Here is a 24,278-nt window from a genome sequence, read left to right as displayed (position 1 = left end):
TATGGACCAAGCTGTCGACAAGCCGGCTAGGCTGCCTCCCGCCGCACCGCTGACGGAAAGCGAGAAGAACGTCATCATCGCCGGCATCCTGCTGTCGATGCTGCTGGCAGCGCTTGACCAGACAATCGTCGCGCCGGCCATGCCGACCATCGGCCGTTCGCTCGGCCATGCCGACTACCTGCCGTGGATCGTGACCGGCTATCTCCTGACGGCGACGGCCATGGCGCCGCTCTACGGCAAGATTTCCGACGTCTATGGCCGCCGGCCGACCGTCTATGCGGCGATCCTGATCTTCCTTCTGGGATCGCTGGTCAGCGCCATGGCCCCCAACATGTTCGTGTTGGTTGTCGGCCGGGCGATCCAGGGTGCGGGCGGCGGCGGCCTGTTCGCCCTGGCGCAGATCGTCATCGGCGACCTGGTGCCGCCGCGCGAACGCGCGCGTTATGCCGCCTGGATTTCGGGCACCTGGGCGGTCGCCAGCATCGCCGGGCCTTTGCTCGGCGGCGGATTTGCCGAACATCTGCATTGGTCGCTGATCTTCTGGATCAATATCCCGCTCGGCATCTTGGCCATGGCCATCATCAACAAGCCGCTGCGCAAACTGCCGGTCGCCGCAAAGCGGCATCGCATCGACGCGCCGGGCGCGCTGCTTCTGGTGGTGGCGACGGCATTGCTGCTTTTGGCCCTCAACTGGGGCGGCAGCGCCTATCCATGGGCCTCGCGCGAGATCGTCGGCCTGCTCGCCTGTTCGGCGGTCTTCTGGGGTGCGTTCGCCCTCAGGCTGATGCGTGCGGCCGAGCCGCTGATTTCGCTTGAAGTGCTGAGCAATCCGATCGTGCTTGCCGGCACGGCGTCGATGTTCCTGCTGCAGGCCGCCAATATCGGCCTGTCGGTGTACCTGCCGGTCTATCTGCAGTCGATCATCGGCCTGTCGGTCAGCCAGTCGGGCCTTGCCATGCTCGGCCTGCTGCTCGGAACGGTCGCCGGCGCGACCTTCAGCGGCCGCACGATACCGCGCTTCTTCCACTACAAGCGTATAGCCATGGTCGGCGTTCTCTTCGCCATTATCTGCCTTGGCGTGCTCAGCCTGGTCGCCGGCCGCGCCTCGCTGCTGGTGGTCGAGCTCTTGACCATCTGCATCGGCCTTGGAAGCGGCACCACTTTCCCGGTCGCCACCGTATCGGTGCAGAACGCCGTCGACCGCGCGCATCTCGGCGTTGCCACCGGCGTGCTGACCTTCCTGCGTTCGCTGGGCAGCGCGCTCGGCGTCGCCATGCTCGGCGCCGTCGCGCTCGGCTATGGCCTGCCGCTTGCCGGCGAAGGCGCGCCGGCTGCCGGACAGATCGTCTCGGCGACGCCCTTCATGATGATCTTCCTTGCCGCGGCCGTCACGCTCGTGCTGGCGCTGATGACGCTGGCGCTGATGCCGGAGAAGTCACTGCGCGGCCGCGACGACGCCGAGGCGCCAGTCGTTCTGGTGGAGTGATCCGGAAAGCCCTGTAGGACCTACTCCACGACGCCGAGCTTCTTCTGCAGGCTGGTCGACGACGTCGTGTACTGGAAGACGATGCGCTCACCGGGGCTGATGATGCGCTTGGCGGCCTGCGCCATCAGCGCCACCTCGTGAAAACCCGACAGGATCAGCTTCAGCTTGCCTGGGTACCAGTTGATGTCGCCGACGGCAAAGATGCCTGGCACCGAAGTCTGGAATTTCTCGGTATCGACCGGAATGAGGTTCTCATGAAGGTTGAGCCCCCATTCGGCGATCGGGCCGAGCTTCATGGTCAGGCCGAAGAACGGCAGCATGCGCGTGCACGGCACCTCGATGTCGCCGTCAGGCCCGCCCTTGATGGTAGCAGAGGCCAGCTCGCCGTCGGCGCCGGTCAGGCCGCTCACCTGGCCGACCCGGAACTCCAGCTGCTTCATCTCCTGCATGGCATACATCTTGTTGACGCTGTCGGGCGCCGCCCTGAATTCCGCGCGCCGGTGGACCAGTGTCACGCTTTTTGCCACCGGCTGCAGGTTCAGCGTCCAGTCGAGTGCGGAATCGCCGCCACCGACGATGACGAGGTCGTGGCCGCGGAATTCCTCCATACGGCGCACCGAATAGAAGACGCTCCTGCCCTCATAGGCCTCGATGCCGGGAATGGGCGGCCGCTTGGGCTGGAACGAGCCGCCACCGGCGGCGATCACCACCACCTTGGCTTCGAACACCTCGTTCTCGTCGGTGGTGACCCGAAATGAGCCGTCGTCCAGCTTTTCCAGGCTGGAGACCATGCGGTTGAAGGTAAAATCCGGCTTGAACGGTTGAATTTGCTCGAGCAGTTTGTCGACCAGCCCTTGCGCCGAGATCGAGGGCCAGCCTGGAATGTCGTAGATCGGCTTTTCCGGATAGAGTTCGGCGCATTGGCCGCCGGGCCGGTCGAGGATATCGATCAGATGGCACTTCATGTCGAAGAGGCCGAGTTCGAACACGGCGAACAGGCCGACCGGCCCCGCCCCGACAATGAGTGCGTCCGTCTTGATTATATCGGTCATGCCAGGCGAGCCTCATTGTCAAACTGGGCCGAAACTGGCGCGAGACTGCATGAGCATTGGCCCGCTGCCAAGCGGCGGCGGGAAAAATCAGATGCTACGGGAGATCAACCCTGGCGAGCCGGCACGCGCACGACGAGGCCGTCAAGCGCGTCGCGCACCTTGATCTGGCAGGACAGGCGCGAGTTCGGCTGGACGTCATAGGCAAAGTCCAGCATGTCCTCTTCCATCGCCTCCGGCTCGCCGACCTCGGCCGTCCAGGCTTCGTCGACATAGACATGGCAGGTCGCGCAGGCGCAGGCGCCGCCGCATTCTGCCTCGATGCCCGGCACCGCGCTACGGATCGCATTCTCCATGACGGTCGAGCCGTTTTCGGCCTCGACATCGAAAGGAGTGCCGTCATGGGCAATGAAGGTCAGCTTGGTCATTTGTCACCTGAAGGGAGTCCCAGCCGAGATAATCACTCCGCCGGACAAGTCAACTGCCGCGCGAAAGCGCCGCTTTGTGACGTTTTTTCGGAAAGCTGGCCAAAGCACGCCCTGGCCCCGTCGATTCATCCCGGTGGCCGCTGCCGAGCGGCAGCCATTACCGGCTGATGGCGGCGATGAAATCGCGCACTTCCTCGATCAGGGTGCCGAGGCGCTTGAGGATGCGCGCATCTTCCGGCTGCTGTTCGATCGAGGTGGCGCAGTCGGCGATGGCAAAGGCGCCGACCCCGCGCGCCGAACCTTTCAGCCCATGCGCCAGAAGCAGTCGCTCCCTGATGTCGGCATCGACTATTCTGTCGCGGACGGAAAGCGCCTGCTGTACGAACAGTGCCAATACCTCCTGTTCGAGGGCGCGATCGCCCATTGTCTGACGGGCCAGATGGGCCAGATCCACTGGGCGCGAACGGGCCGGTCCCGACGCATCGCCGCCCGGCATTGAGAAGGCAATGCCGCTTTCACCGCGTACCAATTTGAAACTCCTTGTGCCGATCGCCGAAAAAACTAGGCGATTTCCGTCGCCAACGCGTTAATGAATGGGCTGGAAAATTGTTGCCGCTGAGGCGGTTAGATCACGTTGTCGTTAACCTTATATTTAAAGTTTTACGTATCTCGCGGAATGCATGTTTTCTTTACCCCTGTGTGTCATTACGATACGAAGGTCCATTTTCAGCCTCCTGCGTGGGATAAGACGAGCCAGAATCAGGCAAAAATAAGAAGTCCCTCGGCAGCTAGTACAGGGTAGCGAAGGCATGGCGAAGAAACCAACGACGACCAGAACTCTCGACAGCGACGTAGCCAGGGAACTCGAAAAGGCGCTAGACCTCGATCTCAGCGGAGACGGCAGCGGCGATCTCGATATCGCGGCGTCGATGGAAGATCTGGAAGCGCAGATATCGCAGGCCGCGGACGAACTGGCGCGCGAAGGCCGCCCCCAGAAGCCCGCTCCCGCTCAAAACGCGTCCGTCCAACAAAACCAGAGTGCGAAGCCGGCAGCCAAGCCCGCCGAGCTGCGCCCGGTCGAATCGCGCAACAGCGCCCAGCCAGCCGGCTTCAAGCCGGCAAACGATGACCGCCAAAAAGATTACAAGACGCTGCTGCACAGCCTCAACCGGCGCGCGTCGAGCACGATCTATTGGGTCGTGGCGTTCGTGTCGCTGGCCTGGATCGCCGGCGCCGGCGGCCTTGCCAATCTGCTGTTTGGCCCCAGCATCTGGAAAATTCGTACATTCGATCAAATCCTGGCCCGCCCTGAACTGATCGGCCTGGCGATCGCGGCAATCATACCGGTCGTCCTGTTTTGGGCCTTCGCGGCGATGATCCGCCGCGCGCAGGAAATGCGCATTGCCGCGCAGTCGATGACGGAGGTGGCTTTCCGCTTGGCGGAGCCGGAAAACCTCGCCCAGGATCGCGTGATGATGATCGGCCAGGCCGTTCGCCGTGAAGTGGCGGCGATGGGCGAAGGCATCGAGCGCACGCTGGCGCGCGCCGTCGAGCTCGAAACGCTGGTCCACAGCGAGGTCAACCAGATCGAACGCTCCTATTCGGAGAATGAATCGCGCATCCGGTCGCTGGTCGACGGGCTGGGCAGCGAGCGCGAAGCCGTCGTCACTCATGCCGAGCGCGTGCGCGCCTCGATCACCGGCGCGCATGAAACGCTGAAGGACGAGATCGGCGCCGCCTCCGACATTATTCGCGACTCTATCCTCAACGCGTCGACCAAGCTGTCGATGACGATCACCAATTCCGGCGACACGCTGATTGACCGCATCAATGAAAGCTCGATGTCGATCTTCGATTCCGTCGAAACCCGGCTGGATTCAATCACCGACAGGCTGTCGACATCGGGCGAAGCCTTTGCTTCGCTGCTCGACACCCGCATCGCCAAGCTGACGGACACCACAGACGGCCTGACCCGGTCGCTGACCGACCTGCTCGACGACCGCACCACAGGCATGGTGTCGCTGCTCGGCGGCGCCGCCCGCACCCTGAGCTCGGAATTCGAGTCCAGCCTGAACGGCATCGAGCGGACACTGGCCGAGCGCGGCCAGGCGCTGATCAGCGAATTTCAGACCCGCGCCGAAGCACTCGATACCGGCACGCAGAAGCTCAACGCCGCGCTCGAGGCGCGCGCCCGCCAGATCAACGAAACGCTGGTCGAGCGCGCCCGCGAGATCGCCCACACCTTTGCCGAGAGCAAGGATCATTTGTCGGCCATGATCGATCAGGGCAAGACCCAGATCGGCGCCGACATGGCCGACATCGTCTCGTCGACCTCGTCGATGCTCGAAGCCCGCGCCAGCGATTTCGCCGGCCGCATGGAAGCCGCCCGCCATGTCGTGTCGCGCTCATTCGACACCGACATCCAGCGGCTTGCCGATGCCCGTGTCGGCATCGAGGACGCCGTCGAAACCCACAGCCGCAAGCTGTCCGAAAGCCGCGAACGCATGGCGGCTGCCATGCAGGCGGACCTGGCGAAGTTCGCCGAGGGCCGCGCCGGCATCGATGCGGCCGTAACGAACCAGGTGCAGAAGCTGGCCGAAGGCCGCAACCTGATCTCGCGCGCCCTGGAAGAGGATCTGCGCAAGGTCAACGAGTCGCGCGCCGCCATCGACGCGTCGCTGGGCAGCCATCTCGAGCGGCTTGAAGAAGGCCGCAACCGGCTCAACCAGGCTTTGCATGAAGACTCCGGAAAACTTGTGCAAGCCCGTACGATCATTGACGAAATGGTCGCCGGACATGTCGGTAAACTGGCCGAAGGCCGCAACATTCTGTCGCGCGCCCTGGAAGCCGATCTCGGCAAGCTCGCCGACAGCCGCGCCTCCATTGACGGGCTGGTCGCCGGCCAGGTTGAAAAGATCGCCGAAGGCCGCGCCATCCTGACCAAGGCGCTCGAAAATGACATTATCGGCATCAAGGGCGTGATCGAGAACCACTCGGCGAAACTGGCCGAGGACCGCACCGAACTCAGCAAGGCGCTGGAGAACGACCTGTCCGGCATCAGAGGCCTGCTCTCCGACCATTCGAGCCGGCTTGCCGACGATCGTGGCCTGTTGTCACAGACGCTCGAGGCCGACCTCGCCAAGCTCGCCGAGAGCCGGTCGAGCATCGACGGGCTGGTCGCCGGCCAGGTCGAGAAGCTGGCCGAGGGCCGCGATATCCTCAAGCGCGCGCTCGAAGCCGACCTCAACACCATCAAGGGCGCCATCGCGGGTCATTCCGACAAGGTGGCGGAAGAGCGCGGTCAGCTTTCCAAGGCACTGGAGGCCGATCTGCAGAATGTGAACAGCCTGATCGCCGACCACTCGAACCGGCTTGTTCAGGATCGTTCGACGCTATCCCAGGCGCTTAAGGATGACCTTCAGAATGTGAACAGCCTGATCACCGACCACTCGAGCCGGCTTGTCCAGGATCGTTCGACGCTATCCCAGGCGCTTCAGGACGATTTGCACAATGTCAGCGGCATCATGGCCGATCATCAAAACAGGCTCGTCCAGGACCGTTCGGCGCTCTCAAAGGCACTGGAAGACGACATCGCCAAGCTGGCGGAGAGCCGCTCCAACATCGATGGGCTGGTCGCCGGACAGGTCGAGAAGCTCGCCGAGGGCCGAGACATCCTCACACGGGCGCTCGAAGCCGATCTCAATGCGATCAGGAGCGCCATTGCCGACCAGTCGCAGAAGCTGAGCGAAAACCGTGGCGAGTTCGCACGGGTGTTGGAAGCGGATTTGGAAAATGTCAACAGCCTGATCGAGGGTCACAGCGACAAGCTCGTCCGGGATCGCGCGACGCTGTCGAAGGCTCTCGAGGACGACCTCGCCAAGCTGGCCGAGAGCCGGTCGAGCATCGACGGACTGGTCGCAGGCCAGGTCGAGAAGCTGGCCGAGGGCCGAGACATCCTGAAACGTGCGCTGGAAGCCGACCTGCAGAAGCTGTCGGCAAGCCGCGGTGAGGTTGACGACATCATCGCCGGCCATGTCGGCAAGCTGGCCGAAGGCCGCAACATGTTGACCCAGGCGCTGGAAGACGATCTGGCAAAGCTCGCCGACATACGCAAGGACGTCGACCGCTCTCTGTCGGGCCATATCGACCAGATTGCCGGCAGAAGCACCGATATCTCGGCGGCAATCGCTGCCGATGTCGAGAAAATCGAGCAGGCCTTCAGCAAGCAGACCGGCATCATCGAAGAGCGCGCCGGAACCATGGAGCGCGCGTTGTCGGTGGGTGTCGACAATGTCCGCAGCGTGCTTGAAAAGAGCGCCGTCTTCGTTGCCGGCGCGCTCCGCGAGAAGGTGATGGAAGTCACCAGCGCGCTGCACGAACAGGCCGGTGCTGCCTTCAGTGATGCCGACCGCAAGATCGCCGAGCGTGCCGAGCAGACCTCGGCCGCCCTTTTGGCCCGGGCCGAGGACATCGCCCGCACCTTCGAGGACGCGGATCGCCGTCTGCACGCACGTGCCGAGGACACATCGAGCGCCCTGCTTGCTCGCGCCGAGGATACGACGAATGCTTTGCTTGCTCGCGCCGAAGACACAACGAGCGTGCTGCTTGCCCGGCATGACGAGACGTCGAACTCGCTGCTCGCCCGCGCCGAAGAAACGGCTGGACGGCTGGCTGCCCGCGCCGGCGAGATCGCCGGCACGTTCGACGCCGCCGACCAGAAGCTGGTCGCCCGCGCGGTCGAGACGGCGCAGTCGCTGGCCGACCGCGCCGGCGACATCCTGCGTAACTTCGAGGGCGCCGACCAGCGGCTGAGCATGCGCATCGGCGAATCCGCCGAAGCGCTGGCCGCCCGCGCCTCCGACCTTGGCCGCATCTTCGACGCCGCCGACCAACAGCTGATCTCGCGCATCGCCGAGGGTTCGGACGCGCTGTCAGCCCGCGCCACCGAGATCAGCCGCATCTTCGACGAGGCCGATCACCGCCTGGTGTCGCGCATCGCCGACTCCACTTCGACGATCGGCGAGCATGCCGACAACATCGTTGGCGCCTTCGCCAGCACCGAGCAGCGTGTTGCCGAACGTGCACGCCAGACCGGCCAGGAACTTGCCGTCCACGCCCGCGAGATGGAGCAGGCTCTTGCCGGGGCCGACGAGCGGCTGGCCGCGAGCGTTGCGTCCGCAGCTTCGCGCGTCGAGGAACAGGTCGCCAGCGTCGAGAACCGCCTTCTTTATACGACGGAGACAATGGGCCAGAAGCTCAACGAGCAGGTTTCCAGCGCAGAAGCTCAACTGATCTCGCGCGCCAACACGATTGCGGAGACTTTTACCGCGGTCGGCCAGCACATCGGCCAGAGCACCAACGACGCTGCCAAGACCATCGGCACCAATACCCGCGAGCTCAATACGATGCTGGCGGCGCGTTCGGCCGAGATGGCGAAGATCCTGGACGAAACCGCGCGGCCGCTGGTGGAGCGCTTCGCCCAGGGCGGCTCGGAACTGCAAAAGAGCATGGAAGAGGTCACCGAACGCGCGACCGAGAAGCTGCGCAGCGAAAATGCCGCCCTCGTCAACGCGCTCGCCAGCCGCACCGCCGAAACGCTGTCGGCCGTCGAAGGCGCGCGCTCGTCGCTCGCCGATAGCGTCGCCGACCTCATCGGCCGCATGAGCGTCTCCAGCTCGCAGCTTGGTGAGCTGATCGAACAGGCGGCGATCAACCTCGGCCAGGTTGACGAACGTCTGAGCGGCAGCACGCAAAGCTTCGCGGCAACCACCGAAAAGGCGGCGCAGACCTTCGCCAGCTCGGCACGCCTGGTCGATTCGAACACGACGCGGCTTACCGAACTGTCGTCGTCGACCCTGCGCGAAGTGGCCTCGATCGCCACCAAGTTCGACGAGCACAGCCGCTTGCTGTCCTCGGCTTCGGATCTGTTGAGCTCGGCGCAGAGCAATCTGGAGCACACTCTTGAGCGGCAATCGTCGCTCGAAGATCTCGCCGTCGGCCTGGTCAAGAAGTCGGAAGACCTCGAGAAGGTGATGCGTTCGTTCGAAAACCTTGTCGGCCAGACGATGCAGAATGCCGAAGGTAAGACGCTGGAATCAGCCGACAAGATCCGCATCGCCATAACGGAAGTGGTCGATTCGGCAACCAGCCGGTTCGCCGATGCGACCGAGGAGATGCGGCGCACCGCAAGCTCGATCAAGAGCGAGCTCGACCTCACCCGCGCCGAGCTCAAGAAGGGCGTCATCGAAATGCCGGAAGAGGCCAAGGAATCGACCTCGGCGATCCGCCGTGCAGTTGCCGAGCAGATCAACGCGCTCAAGGAACTTTCGGATATCGTTGCGAAATCGGGACGTGGCGGCGACAATGCCGAACCGCGCGCCCTGCGCCCGGCGCCTCAGGCGCCAGTGCAGCGCCCGGCCGAGCCGGTACGCCGCCCGCCGCCGGCGCCACAGCCGGAACGCCCTGCTCCGCAGGCGCCGCTCGGCGGCCTGCGTGGCACGCTCGATATCGAACGCCCCGCCGAAGCACCGCGCCAGCGCGACGCCAACGCCCGCACGCCGCAAGGCGGCTGGGTGCGCGATCTCCTGACCGGAGCATCGCGCGAGGAGGAAGTCGCCACGCCGGCAGCGCCCGCGGAAGCACCGCGCGCGGCTCCCGCCCAGCGCTCGCCCCTGCATGTCATGGAGTCGCTCAACTCGCTCTCGGTCGATATCGCCCGGGCGATCGACCACGACGCCTCTATCGAGCTGTGGAACCGCTACCGGCGCGGCGAGCGTGACGTGTTCACGCGCCGCCTCTACACGCTCAAGGGCCAGCAGACCTTTGACGAAATCCGCCGCAAATATCAGGCCGAGGCGGAGTTCCGCGCCGCCGTCGACCGCTACTGCGACGATTTCGAGAAGCTGCTCAAGGACGTCTCGCGCAACGACCGCGACAACATCATGGCGCAGACCTACCTGACGTCGGACACCGGCAAGGTCTACACCATGCTGGCCCATGCGAGCGGCCGTTTGCACTGATTGAGGCGACACCACAGACACAGAAAAGGCGGGAAGTTCCCGCCTTTTCTTTGTGCAAAATCGTCGGTCTGCGCTGCCCCTCATCCGCCTGCCGGCACCTTCTCCCGTATAGCGACGGGGTGAAGGGAGATGGCATCAGCCTCGCCGCCATACTGCGACGGTGACAATTGGCGAAATCATTGGCGATGGCGTTCTTTCTCCCGTCACTATACGGGGAGAAATGCCCGGCAGCGCAATGAGGGTCAGCGCGGACCTGCGATGTTTGGTCGAGTGCTGGCTTAACGCGACGAACGATCGTTCGAAGCCTCGACCGGCTCAGATAACCGAATCCGTCCAGCCCACGATATCCTTCGCCGCCTCGCCGAAGGCGCTGTCGAGCGCGCTGACATAGGCCGGATTGCCGCCGCCCGAGACGGGAGCGGATGCGGTGAAGCTCTTCGAGGCGCGCACCTCGCCGTTGCGGTCGTTCAGGATGCGCACGAAGAGATTGACCTCGGCATGCTCGCCACCATTGACGCGGACTTCGAAGGAGCGGATCTCGACGATCACCTGGTAGTCGATCGCCAGCCCCTCGCCCGGCTTGCCGACGCCGGCAAAGCTTCCGGAGCGCTGGAAGGTTTCGGCGAGCCTCGCCTGCACGATCAGCGGCAGCCGGTCGGCCCATTGCGCGCCCTTGAGATACTGGATCGAGCGATCTGACGGCTTGATGACGATGTTCTGGCTGTCCAGCGCCTTGAGCGCGGATGGCTGGGCGATCAGGATCTGGCGGCGGCTGTGGCCATGGGCGTCGATCGACGGGGCGGACAGCTCGAACGTATCGAGTGGCGCCGGCTTGCCTCCCAATGCCGCGCAACCAGCCAGCGTCAGGCCAAGCAAAACGACTGCCGATCTATACCCACCCAACCCGAACGTCACGCGTGATCCCCACTGTCCCCGGATCGTATGATGAATCCGCATCCGCGGTCCATGTAATTGCTGCGGGCGGGCACGGAAGTCAACGCCGTGCCCTGCCGTCGAACTGCCGGACCTCGCCGTCGCCGCCCGACAGGATGCGCTGCGGGTTGCGGCTGAGATCGGTCACCGCCTCTTCGATGCGGCTGATCGAACGCCGGCTGTCCTGGACCAGCGCCTCGACATTCGACAGGCCCTGGCCGGAGAAGCGCGCAATATTGTCGGTGATCGTGCCAAGCCGGGCGTTCAGCGTGTCGGCGACCTGCTTGAACGACTTCAGCGTGTCCCTGGCATCGGCCATGACGCCGTCGGCCTGGCCCGAACCGAGCAGCGTATCGACCCTTTTCAGGATGCCGTCGACGCGCACCGAGGCATCGTTGAGGCGCGACGCAAGCTGTTTGGCGTCCTTGATCGTCTCGTCGATGTCGTCGGCCCGGTCGGCGAACTTGTCGGTCACCTTGGCGATGTCGGCGGCGGCCTTGTTGGCATTTTCGCTGGCCTTCTGAATGTTGGCGAGCGCCACGCGCACCTGCGCCGGATCGATGCCGTCGAGCACATTGTCGACCTTTGCCAGCGTGCCTTGCGTGCGCGTGGCGAAATCGTTGACCGAGCCGACCGCGGTATCGACGTTCTTGATCACGCCGTCGAGCTGTCCGCTGGTCTCCTTCAGATTGGCGGTGACGGCGTCCACATTGGCGACGATGCTCTTGATCTTGTCCTTGTCGACGGCATTGAGCAGGCCTTCGGCAGCCTTCAGCGTGCCGTCGAGCTTGCCGGAAACACCCTTCAGCTCATCCGACAGCGCGCTGACGGCGGTCAGGAACTTGTCGATGCCGTCGGCATTCCTGGCCAGCGCATCGGAAAATGTCTGGGCGTTCTTGACGGTCTGGGTCAGCGGCCCGCGCACATCCCTGGTGAAACCTTCTAGGTCGGAAAGCACCTTGTCGGCGCGGGTGAAGATGTTCTGCGCCGTCTGCAGCAGGTTGGTGACCGCTGACGGATTGGCGATGATCTCGGCCGTCCTGCCTTCCTTTGCCGCCTCTTCCAGCAGGTTCGGTTCCTTGGGATCGGCGCCCTTCAATTCGATGTTGACCTGGCCGGCAAGGCTGGCGATGCCGATATCGGCCTGCGTCGATTTGGTGAGCGGCGTTGTCTGGTCGATCTCGGTCGTAGCAATGGCGGCATTGGGGTCATTGCGGTCGAAATAGACGCGCTTGACCACCCCGACCTTGACGCCGTTGAACAGCACCAGACTGCCGGGGCCGAGGCCGGAGGCCGAACCCTGAATGCGCACGCGCAGCTCCGCCGTCTCGCCGCGATCACCGATCTGGGCGGTCCAATAGACGAACCCGAACGCCGCCAGGATCGCAGCCAGGGTGAAAATGCCGACAATTACGTAGTTGGCTCTGGTTTCCATTGCCCCACTTATGTCTATGCGCGCGCGGCAAGATCAAGTTGCCGAGCGCGTTTTCCGCGGAAATAGGATTTGACCCACGGTTCTTCGCTTTTCAGCATGTCGTCGATCGTGCCTTCGACCAGGATTTTCTTGTTGCCGAGCACCGCCACGCGGTCGCAAGCGGTAAACAGCGTGTCGAGATCGTGCGTCACCATATAGACCGTCAGATCCATCGTATCGCGCAACTTCACCACCAATTCGTCGAATTCGGACGCGCTGATCGGGTCGAGGCCGGACGTCGGCTCGTCGAGGAAGACGATGTCGGGGTCGAGCGCCAGCGCCCGCGCCAGGGCGGCGCGCTTGATCATGCCGCCCGAAAGCTCCGAGGGAAATTTTTGCGCGGCGTCCGGCGGCAGGCCGACCAGTTCGATCTTGAGCAAGGCCAGCTCGTCCATCAGTTTCTTCGGCAGATCGAGATATTCGCGCATCGGCACCTGCACGTTTTCCTGCACGGTCAACGCCGAAAACAGGGCGCCGTGCTGGAAAAGCACGCCAAGGCGCATGTCGATGCGCAACCGCTCGATGTCGCTGGCCTTTTCGAGGTCGAGACCAAACAGCTTAATCGTGCCGGACTGCTTGTGCAGCAGGCCGAGAATCGTGCGCAGCAGCACCGATTTGCCGGCGCCCGAGGCGCCGACGAAACCGAGGATTTCGCCGCGCTTGATGTCGAGCGCCAGTTTGTCGAGGATCAGCTTGTCGTCCAAGGCAACGGTGATGTCGCGCACCGACAGCACGATATCGCTTTCGCCCGTTCCCTGCACAGCCTTGGTCGCCTTTGAGTTTCTGCGCATCATGTCAGAACTCGATCGACGCGTAGAAGATGGCGAAAAGGCCATCGAGGATGATGACGACGAAGATCGACTTCACCACCGAGGCAGTGACGTGCAGACCCAGCGATTCGGCGCTGCCGCCGACCTTCATGCCTTCTACGGAAGCAATGGTGCCGATGATCATGGCCATGAACGGCGCCTTGATCAGCCCGGCGAAGATGGTGCTGATATCGATTGCCCCGCGCAGCCGGTCGATGAAGGCCGTCGGCGCAATACCGGAATAAAGCCAGGCGGCTAGGATGCCGCCGCCAAGGGCGGCAAAATTGGCGACGATGGTGAGACAGGGCAGCGCGATCACCAGCGCCACCAGGCGCGGAAACACCAGCACGCCGATCGGGTTGAGGCCGATGACCTTCAGCGCATCGACCTCCTCGCGCATCTTCATCGAGCCTATCTCGGCGGTGATGGCGCTGCCGGAACGGCCGGCGATCATGATGGCGGTCATCAGCACACCGAGCTCGCGCAGGATCAGCACGCCGACCAGATCGACAACGAAAATGTTGGCGCCGAAATAGTTGAGCTGGTAGGCGCCCTGCTGGGCGACGATGGCGCCGACGATGGCCGACATCAGCACCACCACGGGGATGGCGCCGACCCCCATGCGATCGATCTGGTTGAAGATCGCCGCAGGGTTGATGGCATGGCCGCGCCCGAGCTTCATCTGGGCGCCGCCGATGGTGGCGCCGAGGATGTTCATCGAGGCGAGGAAATCGTCGCGCATCTCATAGATGCGGCGGCCGACCGCCTCCAGCCCGCGGAGGATGATGTTGGGGCGCCGGACGCCGCGCGATTCGGGCTCGCGCCGGACAGCTTCGCCAACGGCGCCGAGCAGGATCGAGGCGACATCGCTTTGCCCCTGCATCTTGATCTCGACACCCTTCTTTTCGAAGACACTGACCAGGCGATCGATCAGCCAGGCTCCGGCGGTGTCCATCTTCTCGATGTGGGAAAGATCCAAAGCGAGCGTCTGGAAGCCTTTGCGCTGCTCGATCTTGCGCATCTCGGCGTCGATCAGCGCCACTGTCGTCGTCGTCCAGATGCCGGAGAAAGCGCAGCCGAGGACGCCGCCCTCCTCGCCGACCGCAACGCGGGGCTGGTGGTCGGCCTCCTTGGCGGCGTTGCCGCTTGCGTCGCGTTTGCCGATGGTCAACATGGCGTCCTGTTTAGCCTGACGGGTCGTACCTGTCGATTTGCCGACGACGCGTTGTCGCATAGCCGGAGCAGAAAATTATGGCGCGTGTCATTTCGGTTGAGGCCGAGCGTTTTCCCATTGCCGGCACCTTCACCATCTCGCGCGGGTCGAAGACCGAAGCCGAAGTCATTACCTGCACGATCAGCGATGGGGACAATCGCGGATGGGGCGAATGCGTCCCCTACAAGCGCTATGGCGAGACCATGGAGGGGGTGCGCGACGCCATCAAGGCCATGCGCCGGCAGATGGAAGGCGGCATCAGCCGCAAGGACCTGCTCGATGCGATGCCGGCGGGTGCTGCCCGCAACGCCATCGATTGCGCCTTGTGGGACCTGGAGGCGAAGATCAGCGGCGTTGCGGTCGCGGACGCCATCCACGCTGTGCCCTTGTCGGCGCTGGAGACGGCCTACACGCTGTCGCTGGGCGAGCCGGAGACAATGGCGGCGCAAGCCCGCGCCAATGCCGGGCGGCCGCTGCTCAAGGTCAAGATCGGCGGCGACAACGACTTGGCCCGCATCCGCGCCGTGACCGAAGCGGCGCCCGACAGCCGCATCATCCTCGACGCCAATGAAGGCTGGACCGATGCCAACATCATCGAGAATCTCGCTTTCGCCGCCGAACATGGCATAGCCCTGATCGAACAGCCGCTTCCCGCCGGCCATGATGCCATCCTGCGCCACATCGCGCATCCGGTGCCGATCTGCGCAGACGAAAGCGTCCACGAGGCGAAGGACCTCGAAGCGCTTGTCGGCCTCTATGACGCCGTCAACATCAAGCTCGACAAATCCGGCGGCCTGACCGCCGCCCTTACCCTTCGCAACCGCGCCCGGGAGCTGGGGTTCGGCGTGATGGTCGGCTGCATGGTCGGCACGTCGCTGGCGATGGCGCCGGCAGTGCTTTTGGCGCAAGGGGCCGACTTCGTCGACCTCGACGGTCCGCTGCTGCTTGCCCGCGACCGCCAGCCCGGCCTCGTGTACCAGGGGTCGCTGGTGTCACCGCCTGACAGGATGCTGTGGGGCTGAACGCGCGGCGAGCCCGATCAGCGCCAGGCCGATGATGGCGATCGGGATCATCGCCAGGAAGCCGTCGACGCCGTAGCGCTCATAAAGCGGGCCGGACGCCAGCGTCACCGCCGCCATGAAGAAGCCGTTGAAGAAATAGGCAATGCCTTGCGCCGCACCCGTGCGTTCTTCCGAAACCGTTTCGCCGATCATCTTCTGCAGGCCGATCAACACCATCGCCACCGACACCGAATGCAGGGTCTGGATGCCGAAGAAACCGGCGACGCCAAGCCCGAGTGGCCAGATCAGCGGAAAGGCGATCCAGCGCACGATGGAGCCGACGCCGGCGATCAGCATCACCTTGACGACTGAGACGGAGGCAAAAATACGGTTGAAAAACACGAACATGCAGACCTCGGCCACCACGCCCCAGGCCCACAGCAGGCCAACGACGGAATCGCTGATGCCGACCGATTTCCAGTAGATTGAGACAAAGCCGTAGAGGAAGGCATGGCTGGCGGTGATGATGCCGACGCCGAGGGTGAAATACAGGAAATACGGATTGAGAAGGCTCGGCGCCTGATGCTGGATGTCGGCGGCCGAAAGCGGCGAAGCCCGGCGCGGGCGGCCAAGCCGCGGCGCCAGCAATCCGGCGACGAGCGCGGCAGACAATGCCGCAAAGATGATTACCGGCACGGCCTGCGGGCTCGTCCAGGCCAGGATAAAGCCGCCTGCGACGTTGGCGCAGAGATAGGAGATCGAGCCCCATTTGCGCATCGCGGTGTAGTTCGAGCCGAAGCGGCGCACGCCCGACAGCGCGAGCGAATCGGCGATCGGCGAATGCGGCGTCCACACCACCGTCAGCGCCAGCGATACGGCAAGCACCGCCGCATAGGTGGGAGTGAGGAAATAGCCGGCGGAAAGCACCATCGTCGCGGCCACCAGCGCAATATAGACATCGGCCCTGTCCTTCGCCCGGTCCGCCAGCGCGGTCAGCAGCGGCGTCGTCACCACGCGCAGGAACATCGGCGCCGCCAGGATGATGGCGATCTGCTCGGCGTGGAAACCCTGGGCCTGCAGCCACAGCGGGAAATAAGGCACATGCGTTCCCAGCGACACGAATAATGTCGCGAAGATCAGACTCATGCGCAGTTCGAAATGGCGCGGCTTGACGAGTTGTTCGGGCGAGAGCGGCGGCAGCGACATGAATCGATCCAATTACGCTGCACAAAGGGCTGCAACGCAGATCGATCCCTTAACATGCGCGAAAGCGGTCCGAAACTGCCTGGGCCAGTCGATTAACAGGAGGGTTATGCCGCTTCGACGACCCTGTCTTCGATCAGCAAGGGGATGAGCGGCTCGTCCGGTGCTTCGGGCAGCACCAGCGCCCAGTGGATGATCTCCATCTTGCCGTCGAAATGTTCGACCACCGCCGTGCAGCTCTCCACCCAGTCGCCAGTGTTGATGTACTGCACATCCTCATAAGTCTCGATCGCGGCGTGATGGATGTGGCCGCAGATGACGCCGTCGACATGCGAGCGGCGGGCCTCCTCGGTCAGCACCGTCTGGAACGAGCCGATGAAGTTCACCGCCTTCTTGACCTTGACCTTGGCCCAGGACGAGAACGACCAGTAGGGAAGGCCGAGCATATGGCGGAGCCTCGTCACCACGCGGTTGACCACCATCGCGGCGTCATAGGCGTAGTCGCCGAGGTAGGCCAGCCAGCGTGCATTGTGGACGACGGTATCGAACTGGTCGCCGTGGATGACCAGCAGGCGCCTGCCATCGGCGGTTTCGTGGATGGCGCGGTCGGCAACGACGATGCCGCCGAAATGCACGCCTTGGAACTGGCGCGCGAATTCGTCGTGATTACCGGCGATATAGGTGATCGAGGTGCCCTTGCGCGCCTTGCGCAGCAGTTTCTGGACGACGTCATTGTGGCTCTGCGGCCAATGCCAGCTGCGCCGCAGCCGCCAGCCGTCGACGATGTCACCGACGAGATAGATGATATGGGCGTCGTGATAACGCAGGAAATCGATCAGGAACTCGGCTTTGGCCGCCTTCGATCCGAGATGCAGGTCGGATATGAACATGCTGCGGAAAGTGCGGGTTTCTGTACCGGACATCAGATCGTCACCGTTGCTTTCGCGCAGGCTATGCCCCGATTCATGCAACAACCGTATGACGGTTGCGATTGGGCCAGCCGAAGGGCTAGCGTGCCGCGCCATTCACAGGAGAAAATCGTCATGGATCTTGGCATCAAGGGCAAGAAAGCCATCGTCTGCGCATCGAGCAAGGGGCTGGGCCGCGGCTGCGCCATGGCGCTGGCCGAGGCCGGTTGCGATCTCGTCGTCAACGGCCGCAATGCCGAGCTGCTGGCAAAAACCGCAGCCGAACTGCGCGAACGCTACGGCGTGAAGGTGACCGAGATCGTCGGCGACGTCTCGAAACCCGACGTGCAGCACGCGCTCCTTGCCGCCTGCCCCGACCCGGATATCCTGGTCAACAACAATGGCGGCCCGCCCTTGCGCGATTTCCGCGAGCTCGACCGCGCAAAGATTCTCGAAGGCGTGACGCAGAACATGGTGACGCCGATCGAACTGGTGCAGGCCGTGATCGACGGCATGGCCAAGCGCGGCTTCGGCCGCATCGTCAACATCACCTCGCTGTCGGTCTACGTCCCGATCCCCGGCCTCGATCTGTCGTCCGGCGCGCGCGCCGGGCTGACTTCGTTCCTGGCCGGCGTGGCGCGCACGGTGGTCGACCGCAACGTCACCATCAACAGCCTGCTGCCGGGCAAGCTCGACACCGACCGGCTGCGCGGCCCGCATGAGGCCGGCACGATGGAAGACCCGGCAGCGGCCGCAGCGCGCAAGACCCGCATCAGCGCCGACGTTCCGGCCAAGCGGCTCGGCACGCCGGAAGAGTTCGGCCAGATCTGCGCCTTTCTGTGCTCGGTCCATGCCGGCTATCTCACCGGTCAGAACATCCCGGTCGATGGCGGCCTCTATGTCAGCGCGTTCTAAAGGGCTCCGTGCATCCTCAGCAGGATTTCCGCGCAACCGATTGAAATAATTCGGTCTTTTCGGCCCCGGTTGTTTTAGCCGCCCTTGCGTCATTTGGCGTCGCGAAAAACCATTTTTGCGTGCTAAAAGGCTGCAAAGCAGGTTTGAGGGAGCGGCCGCATGGAAGGCGAGAACAAGAAAACGGCACGTTCGGACCTCGACGAAGCCGCCCTCTACTTCCATAAGCATCCAAGGCCGGGAAAGCTTGAGATTCAGGCAACCAAGCCGCTCGGCAACCAGCGCGATCTGGCGCTGGCCTATTCGCCGGGTGTTGCCGCGCCCTGTCTTGAAATCCGCGACAATCCGGCGACCGCCGCCGACTATACGGCGCGCGCCAATCTGGTCGGCGTCGTCTCCAATGGCTCGGCCGTTCTCGGCCTCGGCAATATCGGCCCGCTCGCCTCCAAGCCGGTGATGGAAGGCAAGGCGGTGCTGTTCAAGAAATTCGCCGGCATCGACGTCTTCGACATCGAGATCGACGCGCCGGGCATAGAGCGCATGGTCGAGACGATCTCGGCGCTGGAGCCGACTTTCGGCGGCATCAATCTCGAGGACATCAAGGCGCCCGAATGCTTCGAGGTCGAGGCGCAGTTGAAGGCCCGCATGGGCATTCCCGTCTTCCATGACGACCAGCATGGCACCGCCATCATCGTCGCCGCCGCCGTGCTCAACGGGCTGGAATTCGCCGGCAAGACCATTTCCGACATCAAGATCGTCACCTCAGGCGCCGGTGCGGCAGCGCTCGCCTGCCTCAACCTGTTGGTCTCGCTTGGCGCCAAGGTAGAGAATATTTGGGTCACCGACCGCTTCGGCGTCGCCTACAAGGGCCGCACCGACGAGATGGATCGCTGGAAAGACCCCTATGTGAAGGACACCGAGGCGCGCACGCTGGCCGATGTGATCCCTGGCGCCGACGTTTTTCTCGGCCTGTCGGCCGCCGGCGTGCTGAAGCCGGAATTGCTTGATCATATGGCGCCTAAGCCGTTGATCCTGGCGCTGGCCAATCCCAATCCCGAGATCATGCCGGAGGTCGCGCGCGCCGCTCGTCCCGACGCGATGATCTGCACCGGCCGTTCCGATTTCCCCAATCAGGTCAACAACGTGCTTTGTTTTCCTTACATTTTCCGCGGTGCTCTGGATTGCGGCGCCAGCGCCATCAACGAGGAGATGAAGATGGCCGCGGTCCGGGCGATCGCCGCGCTTGCCCGCGAGGAACCATCCGACGTCGCCGCCCGCGCCTATTCCGGCGAGACGCCGATCTTCGGACCCGACTTCCTTATCCCCTCGCCCTTCGATCCCCGCCTGATCCTGCGCATCGCGCCGGCGGTGGCCAAGGCTGCCTGCGACACCGGCGTCGCGACCCGGCCGATCACCGACTTCGCCGCCTATATCGACCAGCTCAACCGCTTCGTCTTCCGCTCCGGCCTAGTGATGAAGCCGGTGTTTTCCTCGGCCAAGGCGTCGACCGCCAAGCGCGTCATCTATGCCGACGGCGAGGACGAGCGCGTGCTGCGCGCAGCCCAGGTGGTGCTGGAGGAAGGCATTGCCGAGCCGATCCTGATCGGCCGCCCGCATGTCATCGAGGTCAGGCTGAAGCGCTACGGCCTGCGTATCAAGCCGGGCGTCGATTTCGGCCTGATCAACCCGGAAGACGATCCGCGCTACCGCCATTATGTCGACCTGTTGATCGAGCTTGCCGGCCGGCGCGGCGTGACGACGGAGGCCGCGCGCACCATGGTGCGCACCGACAATACGGTGATTGCGGCACTGGCGCTGAAGCGCGGCGATGCCGACGCCATGATCTGCGGCCTCGAGGGCCGTTTCGAGCGGCATCTGCGCAATGTGACGCTGGTCATCGGACCACGCGCGGGCGTCAAGGACCGCGACCTGTCGACGCTGTCGATGCTGATCTCGCAGCGCGGCATCATCTTCCTCACCGACACCCATGTCTCGGTCGACCCGACGGCCGAGGAAATCGCCGAAATGACCATATTGGCGGCGGAGGAAATCCAGCGCTTCGGCATCGAGCCGAAGGCAGCGCTGCTGTCGCATTCGGATTTCGGCTCGCGTGATTCTCCCAGCGCGCTGAAGATGCGGCAGGCAGCGGCGATCCTGGCGCGCGTTGCGCCCGACCTGCAATGCGACGGCGAGATGCATGCCGATTCAGCCCTGTCGGAGCATCTGCGCCAGCGCGTCTATCCGCATTCGCGGCTGAAGGGCGAAGCCAATCTCCTGGTGTTCCCCAACCTCGACTCCGCCAACATCACGCTGACCGCGCTGCGCACGATGATGGACGCGCTGCATGTCGGGCCGATCCTGCTTGGCACCGACAAGCCGGCGCATATTTTGACGCCGTCGGTGACCTCGCGCGGCGTCGTCAACATGACGGCGCTTGCGGTGGTCGAGGCGGCGCACAAGGCACAGGCGGTGGTTCATTTCAACTGACGCCGTCAGGCAGGCACGAAACGGTAATGCCCGGTCTGCGTGAAGGCAAACAACGTGTCCTCCTCGCGGGCGCCCGCCCCGATATTGTGGATGACCAGCGCTCGTTTCGGCACGTCCGCCGAGCGTTCGGATGAGACGATGACGATGTGCGGCAGGTTGCCGGGCAGCATCTGGGTGACGATATCGCCCGGCTGAAAGTCGGGAGGATACTCGCTGGCGGGCAAGGAAACTCCGTTGCGCCCGAAAAAAGCGGCAAGATTGCCGACCCGTCGGTGGTCGATGTTGCGGTCGGTCGCTTTCAGGCCCCAGGTCTTGGGATAGGCGGCGAAATTGGCGGCCATATCCTCATGCACCAGTTTCTGCAGGTCGAGATTGAAGGCGCGGCGATAGGCGCGCACGATGACATCCGTGCACACGCCCCTATCCGGCGCGACGTCGCCGCCGGGATAGCCGAGGCGGACATAGGCCGGGTCGTAGAAGGTGGTGACGCCGACCTGCTCACGCGCGGCTTCGACCAATTTGCTGCGCCAGTCCGGAGCGGCTGGATTTTCCTGCGCCAAGGCTGCGGGCGCCGCCAGGCACAGGAGGCCGAACTGCAGTGCGGTTCGACGGGTAATCGCGGTCATGCCAGCTCCCCGGGGCATTGCTGGATCGTGGGATAATTCCGGGGCGATTGCGCCTTTTTCATGCAGCGGTGAGATCGCACAGTTGCCGCCCTATCCAAACGCCTCCTGCAACGCCTCTATGGGCTAAGACCATCTTTGGTTGTAGATTGAGGGAACGGTTAACCGCGAATCCGGTAGACAGGCAGGCAAGCGGGGTTCGGGCAATGACGGGCGGACGATGGAGGCTGAAGCACCTGGCTGCGCTGCTCGGCGCGCTTGTGCTTTCGGCCGTCGCCACCACTGAACCGCAGGCCGCCTCCCGCGTTTGCCGTCAACTGGAAGCCGAGCTTGCTTCTTCATCGAATGGCGGCGGCAATTCCAGCATGGTGCGGAAGTATGACAAGGCCATCTCCCGCCAGTTCGAACAGCTATCAAAGGTGCGCGGTCGTGCGAGCGATGCGAATTGCGGGTTTTCGCTGTTTTCGCGCAATGTCAGCCAATGTGCTGCGCTGAACAGCAGCATCGATCGCATGAACGCCAATCTCGATGCGTTGCAAGCCAAGCGCGCGCAGCTTGCCGGCGGCGGCTCGCGGGGCGACCGCGGCCGCATCCTGGCCGCGCTCGACGCCAATGGCTGCCGCGACGAGCCCGCGCCGCGCCGGGAGCCGCTGCAGGAAGCCAGCCGCGAACCCGACGACGGCAATCTGTTCGACCAGCTTTTTGGCGGCAACCGGCAGATCGACACGCTCGATCAGCCCGATGATCCCGGCGAGGAGCGCAATGTGCGCCGCGTCCTCAACCAGCCCGGCGTGCCGGATTTCCCGACGGTTGGCGGCGAGTTTCATACGAGCTGCGTGCGCACCTGCGACGGCTATTTCTTCCCGATGTCGAACTCGGCTTCGCTCGGCGATTTCGAGCGCGACCAGAAGAATTGCGAATCGAGCTGCCCCGGCACCGAAATGCAGGTGTTCTATTCGCGCGGCATGGAAGACGATTCGGCCAACATGACGTCGTCGGTGACCGGCAGGCCCTACAGCGAGTTGCCGACCGCCTATCTCTACAAACAGCCCAACATGTCGCGGCCGCTGGCTTGTGGCTGCAATGCGCAGGCCGGAAATTTCGAGATCATCGGCGGCAACCCGCCACCGCCCGAGCAATCGCAGCCTGATACCGAGACAACGCCATTCATTCCGGTGCCGGCGGCCAAACCCGATCCGGGCGCGGATCCGGAGACGCTGGCGAACGTACAAGGCGGGCTCGACCGCGCCGCCATCAAGCGCCTTGCCGTCAAGCCGGTGGTGTCGCCGGTGTCGCTGATCCCGCCGGACCAGCGCAAGGTCAGGGTCGTCGGGCCAGCGTTCCTTCCCGACCCAGCAGCGGCAATAGATCTGCAAGCTCCGGCCCGGAAGCAAGTCCGGTAAGCGCCAACCTGAGCGGCATGAACAGCGCCTTGCCCTTGCGGCCGCTGGCTTCCCTGATCCTGGCCGTCCAGTCTTTCCAGACCGTACCGGTCCACGGCTCTTCCGGCAACAGGTCGAAGGCCTGCTGCAGGAAGTCGCGATCCTCGTCGGAAAATTCCGGCGCCGGCTGCGGGCCGTCGGCAAGGATGCGCCACCAGCCGACCGCGTCGCTCAGCCGGTCGAGATTGCCGCGCACCGCCAGCCAGAACGGCTCGGCCTTGTCGCCGGAGATGCCGAGCACGATCAGCCGATCCCGCGCCTCGGAAAACGGCATGTGGTGCATGAGCGCACGATTGAGCACGAACAGCTCGTCCGGGTCGAATTTGGCCGCCGATTTCGACGTGGCGGCGGGATCGAAGCGCGCGGCCAGTGCCGGCATGTCATGCACCGCCGCGACATTTTCCGAGGTGCCGACAAGGACGGCCAGCGAAGCCACAGCCATCGGTTCGATGCCCTCCTCGCGCAGGCTTTCGATCGACAGCGCACCGCTGCGCTTCGACAGGCCCTCGCCCGAGGCCGTGGTCAAGAGATTGTGGTGGCCGAAGACAGGCGGCTCGGCGCCCAATGCCTTGAACAGCGCGATCTGCACGCCGGTGTTGGTGACGTGGTCGTCGCCGCGAATGACATGACTGACCCCCATCTCGATGTCGTCGACGACCGAAGGCAGCGTGTAGAGATAAGTGCCGTCCTCGCGCCGCAGCACCGGATCGGACAGTGAGGCCAGATCGACGGTTTCCTCGCCGCGCACCAGATCGTTCCAGTGGATTTCGGTGCGTTCGGGCTGCAGCGGATCGCTGCTGAAATTCGGCAGCAGAAAGCGCCAGTGCGGCCGGCGGCCATCGGAGCGGTATTCGGCGATCTGCTGCTGCGAAAGCGCCAGCGCCTCGCGGCCATAGACCGGCGGCAGGCCGCGCGTGCGGCGCACCTTGCGGCGCAGGTCGAGTTCTTCGGGGGTCTCGTAGCAGGGATAGACAACGCCGGCCCTTTGCAGCCGCTCCACTGCCGCGTCGTAAGTTTCGAAGCGCCGCGACTGGTATTCGGTGGCGTCGGGAAAAATGCCCAGCCAGTGCAGGTCGTAGAGGATGGCGTCGGAAAATTCCTGCCTCGAGCGGGCAATGTCTGTGTCGTCGAAGCGCTGGATGAAACGGCCCTTGTTGTTCATGGCAAACAGCCAGTTGAACAAGGCGGTGCGGGCATTGCCGATATGAATGCGGCCGGTTGGTGAGGGGGCAAAACGGACGGTAACTGTCATGGGCGGGGCGTAACGGATGCTCTTGGAATTGACAAGACG

At 63.9% G+C, this 24,278-nt stretch carries 17 protein-coding genes; 6 read left to right on the top strand and 11 right to left on the bottom strand.

Translation table 11 applies throughout. From position 1 onward, the window contains the following. Position 1 precedes the first annotated feature (1 nt). Positions 2–1,486, top strand: a complete 1,485-nt coding sequence (locus NKJ18_RS20055) for an MDR family MFS transporter (RefSeq protein WP_023673505.1) — start codon at positions 2–4, stop codon at positions 1,484–1,486. A 20-nt stretch (positions 1,487–1,506) separates the two neighbouring features. Here NKJ18_RS20055 and NKJ18_RS20050 read toward each other — a convergent pair whose 3' ends face one another. From NKJ18_RS20050 to NKJ18_RS20040, 3 genes are all read right to left on the bottom strand, one after another. Continuing rightward, a complete protein-coding gene (locus NKJ18_RS20050; RefSeq protein ID WP_023748746.1) occupies positions 1,507–2,538 on the bottom strand; it encodes an NAD(P)/FAD-dependent oxidoreductase in 1,032 nt (343 codons plus the stop codon). A 104-nt stretch (positions 2,539–2,642) separates the two neighbouring features. Further along, positions 2,643–2,963, bottom strand: a complete 321-nt coding sequence (locus NKJ18_RS20045) for a 2Fe-2S iron-sulfur cluster-binding protein (RefSeq protein WP_023673507.1) — start codon at positions 2,961–2,963, stop codon at positions 2,643–2,645. Between the two features lie 157 nt (positions 2,964–3,120). Next, positions 3,121–3,459 (bottom strand): Hpt domain-containing protein, encoded by a 339-nt coding sequence (locus NKJ18_RS20040; RefSeq protein WP_023700815.1) that lies wholly within the window; start codon positions 3,457–3,459, stop codon positions 3,121–3,123. Between the two features lie 313 nt (positions 3,460–3,772). Between NKJ18_RS20040 and NKJ18_RS20035 the strand changes: the two genes are divergently transcribed. Then, positions 3,773–9,982 (top strand): kinesin, encoded by a 6,210-nt coding sequence (locus tag NKJ18_RS20035; protein ID WP_352759351.1) that lies wholly within the window; start codon positions 3,773–3,775, stop codon positions 9,980–9,982. A 315-nt stretch (positions 9,983–10,297) separates the two neighbouring features. Here NKJ18_RS20035 and NKJ18_RS20030 read toward each other — a convergent pair whose 3' ends face one another. The 4 genes from NKJ18_RS20030 to NKJ18_RS20015 are packed head-to-tail and all read right to left on the bottom strand — an operon-like array spanning position 10,298 to position 14,372. Then, complete coding sequence (locus NKJ18_RS20030) at positions 10,298–10,939, bottom strand: ABC-type transport auxiliary lipoprotein family protein (RefSeq protein ID WP_352759348.1); 642 nt, start codon at positions 10,937–10,939, stop codon at positions 10,298–10,300. Between the two features lie 37 nt (positions 10,940–10,976). Continuing rightward, entirely contained in the window at positions 10,977–12,350 is a 1,374-nt protein-coding gene (locus tag NKJ18_RS20025; RefSeq protein WP_023690141.1) for an MlaD family protein, read from the bottom strand. 14 nt (positions 12,351–12,364) lie between these two features. After that, positions 12,365–13,183: an ABC transporter ATP-binding protein gene (locus NKJ18_RS20020; protein ID WP_023706510.1), complete on the bottom strand. Its 819-nt coding sequence runs from the start codon at positions 13,181–13,183 to the stop codon at positions 12,365–12,367. A 1-nt stretch (position 13,184) separates the two neighbouring features. Continuing rightward, positions 13,185–14,372 carry an MlaE family ABC transporter permease gene (locus NKJ18_RS20015; RefSeq protein ID WP_023708615.1) on the bottom strand — a complete coding sequence of 396 codons (1,188 nt, stop codon included), beginning with the start codon at positions 14,370–14,372 and terminating at the stop codon, positions 13,185–13,187. 77 nt (positions 14,373–14,449) lie between these two features. Between NKJ18_RS20015 and dgcA the strand changes: the two genes are divergently transcribed. After that, positions 14,450–15,433, top strand: a complete 984-nt coding sequence (gene dgcA / locus NKJ18_RS20010; RefSeq protein WP_352759345.1) for an N-acetyl-D-Glu racemase DgcA — start codon at positions 14,450–14,452, stop codon at positions 15,431–15,433. On the opposite strand, the gene NKJ18_RS20005 is transcribed toward dgcA, so the two are convergent. Both NKJ18_RS20005 and NKJ18_RS20000 read right to left on the bottom strand, forming a co-directional pair. Further along, positions 15,404–16,618 (bottom strand): MFS transporter, encoded by a 1,215-nt coding sequence (locus NKJ18_RS20005; RefSeq protein WP_352759342.1) that lies wholly within the window; start codon positions 16,616–16,618, stop codon positions 15,404–15,406. The genes dgcA and NKJ18_RS20005 overlap by 30 nt on opposite strands. Before the next feature lie 104 nt (positions 16,619–16,722). Then, positions 16,723–17,538: a UDP-2,3-diacylglucosamine diphosphatase gene (locus NKJ18_RS20000; protein ID WP_023669040.1), complete on the bottom strand. Its 816-nt coding sequence runs from the start codon at positions 17,536–17,538 to the stop codon at positions 16,723–16,725. A 120-nt stretch (positions 17,539–17,658) separates the two neighbouring features. Between NKJ18_RS20000 and NKJ18_RS19995 the strand changes: the two genes are divergently transcribed. Both NKJ18_RS19995 and NKJ18_RS19990 read left to right on the top strand, forming a co-directional pair. After that, a complete protein-coding gene (locus tag NKJ18_RS19995; protein ID WP_031214781.1) occupies positions 17,659–18,438 on the top strand; it encodes an SDR family oxidoreductase in 780 nt (259 codons plus the stop codon). A gap of 159 nt (positions 18,439–18,597) precedes the next feature. Beyond that, positions 18,598–20,922 (top strand): NADP-dependent malic enzyme, encoded by a 2,325-nt coding sequence (locus NKJ18_RS19990; protein ID WP_023694169.1) that lies wholly within the window; start codon positions 18,598–18,600, stop codon positions 20,920–20,922. A 5-nt stretch (positions 20,923–20,927) separates the two neighbouring features. On the opposite strand, the gene NKJ18_RS19985 is transcribed toward NKJ18_RS19990, so the two are convergent. Beyond that, positions 20,928–21,548: a DUF1287 domain-containing protein gene (locus NKJ18_RS19985; RefSeq protein WP_352759339.1), complete on the bottom strand. Its 621-nt coding sequence runs from the start codon at positions 21,546–21,548 to the stop codon at positions 20,928–20,930. A gap of 203 nt (positions 21,549–21,751) precedes the next feature. Here NKJ18_RS19985 and NKJ18_RS19980 point away from each other — a divergent pair, with 203 nt between their 5' ends. After that, positions 21,752–22,948 (top strand): DUF2865 domain-containing protein, encoded by a 1,197-nt coding sequence (locus tag NKJ18_RS19980; protein ID WP_023690148.1) that lies wholly within the window; start codon positions 21,752–21,754, stop codon positions 22,946–22,948. Here the strand turns inward: NKJ18_RS19980 and gltX are convergent. Next, entirely contained in the window at positions 22,866–24,239 is a 1,374-nt protein-coding gene (gene gltX / locus NKJ18_RS19975; protein ID WP_023690149.1) for a glutamate--tRNA ligase, read from the bottom strand. The genes NKJ18_RS19980 and gltX overlap by 83 nt on opposite strands. Positions 24,240–24,278 lie beyond the last annotated feature (39 nt).

This window comes from Mesorhizobium sp. M0217, from assembly GCF_040321955.1.
Lineage (GTDB): Bacteria > Pseudomonadota > Alphaproteobacteria > Rhizobiales > Rhizobiaceae > Mesorhizobium.
This window is presented reverse-complemented; position numbering and strand designations above follow the sequence as displayed.